Below are 8,189 nucleotides of genomic sequence, written 5' to 3'. Positions count from 1 at the left end.
ACCCAGATTATGCCTGAAAATGGTTATTGGTGAGATGGTATCACGGATCCAGGTAAAATATTAATTGGCCCCGGCATTGCGCCGGGGGATTTTTTTTGGAATATCATGAAGCACTTTGTTGCAAAATCAGGTTTTTCTTCACAGTAATGGAAGGAAGAAAAAAGAGTAGGGCGAATATTAATCAACGAAGTTTCTAATAAAACACTTTTCGACAAATTGATCCGCGAGGGGGCCGGAAAGCGGTTTGAGCAGAAGGAAAAAACAGGCGGAAAGTGCAGGAAACCACGAGCGCTGGTTGATTACCTATGCGGACATGATCACGCTGCTGCTGGTCCTGTTTATTGTGCTGTTTACTCTCAGCCAGATTGATGTAAAGAAGTTTCAATACCTGTCGGCTTCCCTGAATAAGGCCATGGGAGCTGGTGGGATGATGCTGGATGCTCCCGGTCCTTCAATAGTGCAGGGCCTGGCGGGTAGAACCCCCCGGGACCAAATGGTGGGCGATCAGGCCAAACTACATGAAGTGAAACAGCAGCTGGAAAAAATGGTGCAGCAGGCCGGTCTGAGCGCCAAAATTCACGTTAGCCAGGAAGAGCGGGGAGTGGTGCTTTCTTTTCAGGAGCAGGTGCTGTTTCGCCTGGGTGAGGCGGAGCTGACCCCGGCGGCCCGGACGCTGTTAAAACAGGTGGCGCCCATTCTCCAGCAAACCCCCAACTACCTGCGGGTGGAGGGGCATACTGACAACCTGCCCATACATACGGCCCGCTTTCCTTCCAACTGGGAATTATCCGCTGCCCGGGCTACCAATGTGCTGCGCGAGCTGAGCGAGGTTTACGGGATTAGTCCGCAGCGGCTGTCGGCACTGGCCTTTGGCGAGTACCGTCCCGTGCTGCCCAACACCTCGGATGCCAATCGACAGCAAAACCGGCGGGTGGATATTGTTATCCTGAGCAGCAAGTTCAGTGAGAGCGAACCGGGATACAAGCTGAAAAGCCTGTCTGAAAATGGTCAATCCAGGTCTTTAGACACAGGATCTTCCAGTAGCCAATAATAATGCATATAATGTAGGGGGTGGTTGCGAGTATGGATCTAGCACTGGTAGGCGGTTTTTTTCTGGCGCTTTTTTCTCTGGCGGGCGGTTTTTTGATGGAAGGCGGGCACCTGGCCGCCCTGTTCAAGCCTTCGGCCGCCCTGATTGTTTTTGGCGGTACGCTGGGCGCCACTGTTGTGGGCTTTACTATGGAGGAACTGAAAAGCATTCCGGCAATCTTTCGCATTGCTATGTTTCCCCGCCAGCAAAATCCCACGGATGTGATTGAAATAATTGTGCGCCTGGCTGACGAGGCCCGGCGGGAAGGGTTGCTTTATCTGGAAAACAGGCTGGGTGAACTGGATGATCCCTTCCTGCGCAAGAGCCTGCAGCTGGTGGTGGACGGCACGGATCCGGAGCTGGTGCAAAACATCATGGAGTCCGAACTTTATGCTACAGAAGAAAGGCATCATCTGGGAGCGCTGATCTTTGAGGCGGCCGGCGGTTATGCTCCCACTATGGGCATTATCGGTACGGTAATGGGCCTGGTGCACGTGCTGGGCAACATGAGCGATCCCAGTTCGCTGGGGCCGGCCATTGCAGTGGCGTTCATGGCCACTCTATACGGTGTGGGCAGCGCCAATATTCTCTGGCTGCCGCTGGCGACCAAGCTGAAGAACATGAGCAAAAAGGAGATCATTCTTAAACAAATCGTTATCGAGGGTATAACTTCGCTGCAGGCCGGGCACAACCCCATGTTGATTCGGGAAAGGCTGTCCGCTTTCCTGAAACCGGATCTGCAGCAGCAGTCCAAAACGGCCAGGGAAGAAGAATAATTGAGCGGGGAAGGTGGTCAGACATATGGAAGAGCAACTGGTGGTATTCTGGCTTGGCGAGCAACTGTATGGGATTGGCATCAATCAGGTGCTGGAGATCATTCGTCCTGCCGGTGTGACGGCTTTGCCCGGTACCCCGGATTTTATCGAAGGCGTGATCAATCTGCGCGGCACGGTGATTCCGGTGATGGATCTGGCGCGGCGGTTTGGTTTGCCTTCCGCCCGGGACACTGATACGCACCGCGTGGTGATTGTGGAATCGGATGGGGTGAAAGTGGGTCTGCTGGTAGACGGGGTAAGTGAAGTGCTGCGGGTTAACGAACAGCAGATTCAGCCGCCGCCTTCCGCCGGGCTGCTGGGCGGGGTGGAATGCATCCGGGGTATCGCTCTGCTAGAAAACCGGATGGTTATTCTGCTGGATATGAACCGGGTGCTGCAGGTTGGCGAGAGACAAAAGTTGCAGGAACTGGTCAACTAAAAGGCCATTCCGGAGCAATGGCTGGACTGAAGCTGTCAGTAGGGGAGGGATAAGCAATGTTCAGTGATGTGGAAATGATGGTTTTTATGGAGGAACTGGAAGAAAAGATCCAGTCAATAAATGACAATGTGTTGCGGCTGGAACAGGAAGGAGGGAGCCCGGAAGTTATTCAGGAGATCTTCCGGGCTGCCCACACCATCAAGGGCTCTTCCGGCGTCATGGGTTATGATAAAATGATGCGGCTGACCCATGAAATTGAGAATTTGTTCGATATGTTGCGGCAGGGTAAAATGCAGGTGACTACGCCGCTGGTGGATGTGCTGTTCGTATCTCTGGACACCTTGAAAGCGCTCAAGGACGAAATCACCGGTGAGGGCGGCGAAGTGGATATCACCCAGGTCATTGACCAGCTGCGGCACTGCCAGCAGGTCTGCCAGGAGGCTGTGCCCGCAGCTGCGGATGTCCAGGACAAAGGTAAGGGAGGAGCGGCAGCAGCGGTCCGGCTGACGGGAGACCAGCCGGCAGCGACTGCTCCGGACGGCATAGGGGAGTTGGATGAGGCAACCCGGGCCGTGGCGCAGGAAGCCGAGCTGCGAGGCTACCAGGCTTACTGGATTAACGTGGGCATTGATCCAGCCTGCCAGATGAAAAATGTCCGGGCTTTCCTGGTTTTTGAGACGCTGCAGCAAAACGGCGAGATTATCAAGAGCCTGCCCCCGGCCGAGGACCTGCAGGAGGGCCGCTATGACACCGGTTTTTCCGTGGTTCTGCTCAGTAAGGAGGATGCCGACAGCCTGTCCAATCTGCTCATGTCCATTGCGGAAGTGAGCAGTGTGCAGGTTTTGCCTATCTTGATGGAAGATGAAAAAGAAGAAGCAACTGATAGAGAGTTGGGGGTAAGCAGAGACCAGCAACAGGATGTAGTTAACCATACAGATAGTGCGCCCAGGGCGGTTGCCATTCCGGAAAAAAGTGCTGCTCCCACGACCATCAAAACAGTGCGGGTGGATGTGCAGAAACTGGATACCCTGATGAATCTGGTGGGGGAATTGGTGATTGATCGCACCCGGCTGGATCGGTTTGTGGAAGTGTTTGAAGGCCGGTTCGGTTCGGATGATCTGGTGGAGGATATTGTGGAAATATCCAATCACCTGGGGCAGGTGACCACCGACTTGCAGGATGAAATCATGAAAGCGCGCATGCTGCCGGTAGCCACTGTTTTTAACCGCCTGCCGCGCATGGTGCGGGATATTGCCCAGAAAATGAACAAAGAAATTGACTTTGTTGTTGAGGGCAAGGAAACCGAACTGGATCGCAATGTCATTGAAGTGATCGGTGACCCGCTCATTCACCTGCTGCGCAACGCCATTGATCATGGCATCGAACCGCCCGAAGAAAGGGTGCGGCTGGGCAAGCCGCGGGCCGGTCGGGTGCTGCTGAAAGCATCCTATGTGGAAAGCCATATTGTGATTACTCTCTCGGATGACGGGCGCGGGCTGGATGCGCAAAAGATTAAGGAAAGCGCCGTGCGCAAGGGCATGCTTTCGCCCGATGCTGCAGCCCGGATGGGGGAGCGGGAGGCACTGGAGCTGATCTTTCAACCCGGTTTTTCCACAGCCGCCGTGGTCAGCGATGTTTCCGGGCGCGGTGTGGGTATGGACATAGTGCGCAACCAGATCGAGCAGATCAACGGGACGGTGGAGTTTACCACTACTCCCGGCCAGGGTACCACGTTTTTCATCAAGCTGCCTCTCACTCTGGCCATCATCCGCGCCCTGATGGTGGGGATGGGCGAGCAGGTTTATGCTTTCCCGCTGAGCAATGTGCAGGAAACCCTGGCCATCCGGCCGGAAGAAATCAAGTATGTGCGGCACAGCAAGGTTATTGTGGTGCGGGGGCAGGTTCTGCCGCTGGTGCATCTGGCGGACATTTTCCGTCTGGAAAACCGGCCGCCGGAAGGGCGGATTTTCGTGGTGGTGCTGGGTTCGGCCGACCGGCGCGTGGGGATTATTGTGGACCGGTTGATTGGAGAACAGGAAATCGTGATCAAATCTCTGGGCAGCTATCTGGGGCAGATCGCCGGCCTTTCCGGTGCTACCATTCTGGGTGACGGCCGGGTGGCCCTGATTGTTGATGCCCGCGGCCTGGTGAAGGAAATAGGTGTAGAGGAGAGCGTATATGCCGCCAATTAATGTGCTGGTGGTGGATGATTCGGCCTTGATGCGCCGGCTGATTGCCCGCTTTCTGGAAGAGGATGCGCAGCAGCCGCCCATCAAGGTGCTGGATATTGCGGCCAACGGTCAGGAAGCGCTGGAAAAAACGCTGCGCTTGCGCCCCGATGTGGTCACGCTGGATGTGGAGATGCCGGTACTGGACGGGCTGGCCACGCTGGAACGGCTGATGCGCCAGCATCCGGTTCCGGTGGTGATGCTCAGTGCCCACACTACGGAAGGGGCCCAGGCCACCATCCAGGCGCTTTCCCTGGGGGCGGTGGATTTTGTAGCCAAGCCGGCCCGCCGGGAAGATATGATGCCCATGGTCCATGACCTGCGCTTTAAAGTGCGGGCGGCAGCGCAGGCGGTATTGCGCCGGCCGGTCAGCCGCCCGGAATGGTCGCCGGCCGGCAGGCGTCCGCTGCAGTATGGCCAGCCGGTGCCGGCACCAACCGGTGGCCTCCCCGGTACTGCCGGCAGTTTGGGGAGACGCTGGCCGGCCGGCGTCCCGGCCGGTGCCAGTATGACAGCTGCTGCCCGCACTGCTGCCACCGGGGAGGCCGGGCCGCCGGCCGTTCCCTCCCCCCAGCCCGGCCGGTTTCAGCTGGTGGTGATCGGGTCTTCCACTGGCGGTCCGGCCGCCCTGCAGCAGATTATCCCCCGCCTGCCGGCCGATTTAGGGGCAGCGGTGGTGGTGGTGCAGCACCTGCCGGTGGGATTCTCCGCGCCCATGGCCGAGCACCTGGATCGCAAGTCGGCCATTAAAGTGCGCCATGCCGGGCCGGATGAATTGCTGCGTCCGGGTGAGGTGCTGGTGGCGCCGGCAGGCTATGACCTGACTTTTCGCGGCCGTCCGGGGGATGTCCGGATAGTCCTGGATCCCGGGAGGGGGCCGGTACCGCCGGGTGGTTTTCGCCCGTCGGTGGATGTGACCATGCTTTCCGCAGCCGATGTGCTGGGCAATCAGTGCATGGGGGTGCTGCTCACCGGCATGGGCCGGGATGGGGCCCGGGGTATGCAGGCTATTTACCGCCGGGGAGGTTTAACTATTGCCGAGCATGAGAGCACCTGTGTGGTCTATGGTATGCCCAGAGCGGCCGTGGAGCTGGGCGCGGCGGCCCGGGTGCTGCCGCTGCCGGAAATTGCTGCGGAAATTGTGAAAAATATTTGATCCGCTCTCTCAAGTTGGCGCCTGAAAAAGTCGATAAGAGATATAGAACCGGATAGTGTTTTTGATATTGCTTTGCAGTGTGCGGGTAAAGGGGAGATGGCCGTGAAAATTACCCCTTACAACGGGATGGCGGAACTGCTTCGCCTGTATAACAGCCGGACCAGAGGAGCCGGTGCGAGCGACTACAATTCTCCGGTAGCGGGGGAACAGGCCGACCGGGCGGATATATCCACCCGGGGCAGAGCGCTGGCCACTTTCCGGGCGGCCCTGCAAGAGGTCCCCGCTGTGCGGCAGGAACTGGTGGACAGGTTGCGCGAACAAATTGCATCGGGAACATACCGGATTGATTGCCGGGCCATTGCCGGCGGACTCAAGGAAGAGTTGCTGGATTGACCGGCCGGCAGCGGGGAGGAAAGGTCATGCAATTATGGCAGGATTTAGAGAGCATGCTCCGGCAGCAAAAGGACCTGCTTTCCTGCTTGCTGGACAAAACCCGGGAGCAGACCGTGGCACTGCGGGCAAGCGATTTGCCCGCTTTAATTGCTTTAAACAGGCAAATAGGGGAACTGGCCGGACGTCTGGCCGTGCTGGACAGAAAGCGGGAGGATGTTGCTGCATCCCTGGCCGGGCAATTGGGTCTGCCGGCCTCTTCAGCGATCAGCCAGTTGCTGGCGGTATCGACTGCTGCGGAAGCGACCGGGCTGCACAGCCTGGTGGATGATCTGCGGCAAATGGTGGAGGATCTGGTGCTGCAGACACGGCTCAATGGCTATCTGGCCGGTCAATTGTCCCGAATTACCGGTCAGATGCTCACCATATACACCAGCGGCAGGTTTACCTATGATCCCGCCGGCCAGACCAGGCCGGTGGGGGGCGGCATTATTGAACGACAGGTATAGGTCCGAGGGAGTGAAATGAGCTATGCGCGGTACCTTTATGGGTATTGAAACCGCCCGCCGTTCCATCCAGCTGCATCGCCTGGCCATGGATGTGGCCAACCACAATATCGCCAACGCCCAAACCGAGGGCTACACCCGTCAGGAGGCGGTGGTTACCCCCACCACCCCCTATGCCGGTTTCATTCCTCAGGCCCGCATGACCTACGGGCAGGTGGGTACCGGTGTGGAGGCCAGCCAGATCCGGCGCATGCGGGATGAGTACATGGAGGAACAAATGCGGGCTTCCGAAGCGGCGCAGGGTTTTTGGGAAAAGCAGAACGACTATGCCACGCGCCTGGAAGCCGTCTTTCCGGAACCGGCTGCCTCGGGTTTGCAGGAACTGATGGTGCGTTTTTTCAACAACTGGCAGTCGCTCAACAATACCCCGCAGGATCCGGGTATCAAAGCGGCCGTCTGGGAAACAGCCGAGGAAATGGCTGTGCACTTCAATGAAATGTACATTCACATCAGTGACATCTATCAAAACCTTCTGGGGGTATCTCCGCTTGCTGCGCCAGCCGGTGGGCAGACCGGGACGACAGAGGGCCAGAATGAACAGGCGGGGGCCGAGCAAACGGCCGTGTCTCTGACCAAGGGTGCGCTGGTGGACGCGGCCGATCAGGTGAACCGTTTGGTGGAGCAGATTGTAGCCTTGAACAAAACCATCAAAAGCGTGGTGGAGATGGGCAATCAGCCCAATGACCTGTACGACCGGCGGGATGCCCTGCTCCGGCAGCTGGCGGCTTTCGGGGCCGTGCGGGTGGAAAATGTTCTGGACAGCCGGGGTAATGTTACCGGATTAATCAATATCAAATTTTACAAGCAGGATCTGCTCGTGTACAGTGATCCGGCGGCCCATCCCACTGTGAGCAGGGTCAGCGTATCTCTGGACCGGCAGACCGGTCAGGGCGGCCAGACTGTGGAGAGACTGCTCCTGACGGTGGGGGAAAGCGGTCAGGTGGACTTGAGCGAGGCGGCCCGGAATGTGGCCACCGACAGCGACCTTTTGGGCGGTTTTACCGGCCTGGAGGTGGCCCGCCGGCATATCAGGGCTACGCTGGACAGCCTGGACCGGCTGGCCCGAGCTCTCATTGACGGGGTGAACGCCCGGCTGAGCACGCTGGACAAATCTTTTACCTTTTTCAGCGGGAGCGGGGCCCGGGATATGAAGGTGGTGGCCAGCGCCGAAAGCATTGACGGCGAAAAGGCCATCCGGGTGGTGCAGCTGCGCAATGAAGCTCTGGACAGCCTGGGTGGGGCCAATGTGGTCAGCTTTTACGGTCAGATGCTCACCAGTGTGGGGGCGGCGGTGGATGTATCCGAGCAGAGATTGACCAGCCAGGAATCCATCGGGCAGCAGATCAGCAAGCTGGTGGAGTCCATGGCCGGCGTTTCCATAGATGAGGAGCTTTCCAAAGTAATCCAGTTCCAGTACGGCTTTCAGGCCTCGGCCAAAATGATGCAGGAACTGGATGAAATGCTGGAAGTTTTGGTCAACAAGCTCTAGTGAGGGTGAGGTGATT

At 57.8% G+C, this 8,189-nt stretch carries 8 protein-coding genes; all 8 read left to right on the top strand.

Going from position 1 to position 8,189, the window contains the following annotated elements; genetic code table 11:
- Positions 1-244: 244 nt before the first annotated feature.
- The 8 genes from ACUVTU_RS09780 (at position 245) to ACUVTU_RS09745 (ending at position 8,173) form a co-directional block, all read left to right on the top strand.
- A complete protein-coding gene (locus ACUVTU_RS09780) occupies positions 245-1,051 on the top strand; it encodes an OmpA/MotB family protein (RefSeq protein WP_445889779.1) in 807 nt (268 codons plus the stop codon).
- A 32-nt stretch (positions 1,052-1,083) separates the two neighbouring features.
- Positions 1,084-1,866, top strand: coding sequence for a flagellar motor protein (locus ACUVTU_RS09775; protein ID WP_445889778.1), 783 nt, complete (start codon positions 1,084-1,086; stop codon positions 1,864-1,866).
- Between the two features lie 25 nt (positions 1,867-1,891).
- Positions 1,892-2,344: a chemotaxis protein CheW gene (locus ACUVTU_RS09770; protein WP_445889777.1), complete on the top strand. Its 453-nt coding sequence runs from the start codon at positions 1,892-1,894 to the stop codon at positions 2,342-2,344.
- Between the two features lie 56 nt (positions 2,345-2,400).
- Positions 2,401-4,536 (top strand): chemotaxis protein CheW, encoded by a 2,136-nt coding sequence (locus ACUVTU_RS09765; protein ID WP_445889776.1) that lies wholly within the window; start codon positions 2,401-2,403, stop codon positions 4,534-4,536.
- Positions 4,523-5,728 carry a protein-glutamate methylesterase/protein-glutamine glutaminase gene (locus ACUVTU_RS09760; RefSeq protein WP_445889775.1) on the top strand — a complete coding sequence of 402 codons (1,206 nt, stop codon included), beginning with the start codon at positions 4,523-4,525 and terminating at the stop codon, positions 5,726-5,728. Before ACUVTU_RS09765 ends, ACUVTU_RS09760 begins: the two co-directional genes overlap by 14 nt.
- A 96-nt stretch (positions 5,729-5,824) precedes the next feature.
- Entirely contained in the window at positions 5,825-6,121 is a 297-nt protein-coding gene (flgM, locus tag ACUVTU_RS09755) for a flagellar biosynthesis anti-sigma factor FlgM (protein ID WP_445889774.1), read from the top strand.
- A gap of 26 nt (positions 6,122-6,147) precedes the next feature.
- The gene (locus ACUVTU_RS09750; protein ID WP_445889773.1) at positions 6,148-6,627 is read left to right on the top strand and encodes a flagellar protein FlgN; all 480 of its coding nucleotides are present in this window, start codon (positions 6,148-6,150) and stop codon (positions 6,625-6,627) included.
- 22 nt (positions 6,628-6,649) lie between these two features.
- Positions 6,650-8,173: a flagellar hook-associated protein FlgK gene (locus ACUVTU_RS09745; RefSeq protein WP_445889772.1), complete on the top strand. Its 1,524-nt coding sequence runs from the start codon at positions 6,650-6,652 to the stop codon at positions 8,171-8,173.
- Positions 8,174-8,189: the final 16 nt, after the last annotated feature.

This window comes from Desulfurispora sp. (assembly GCF_052744395.1).
This window is presented reverse-complemented; position numbering and strand designations above follow the sequence as displayed.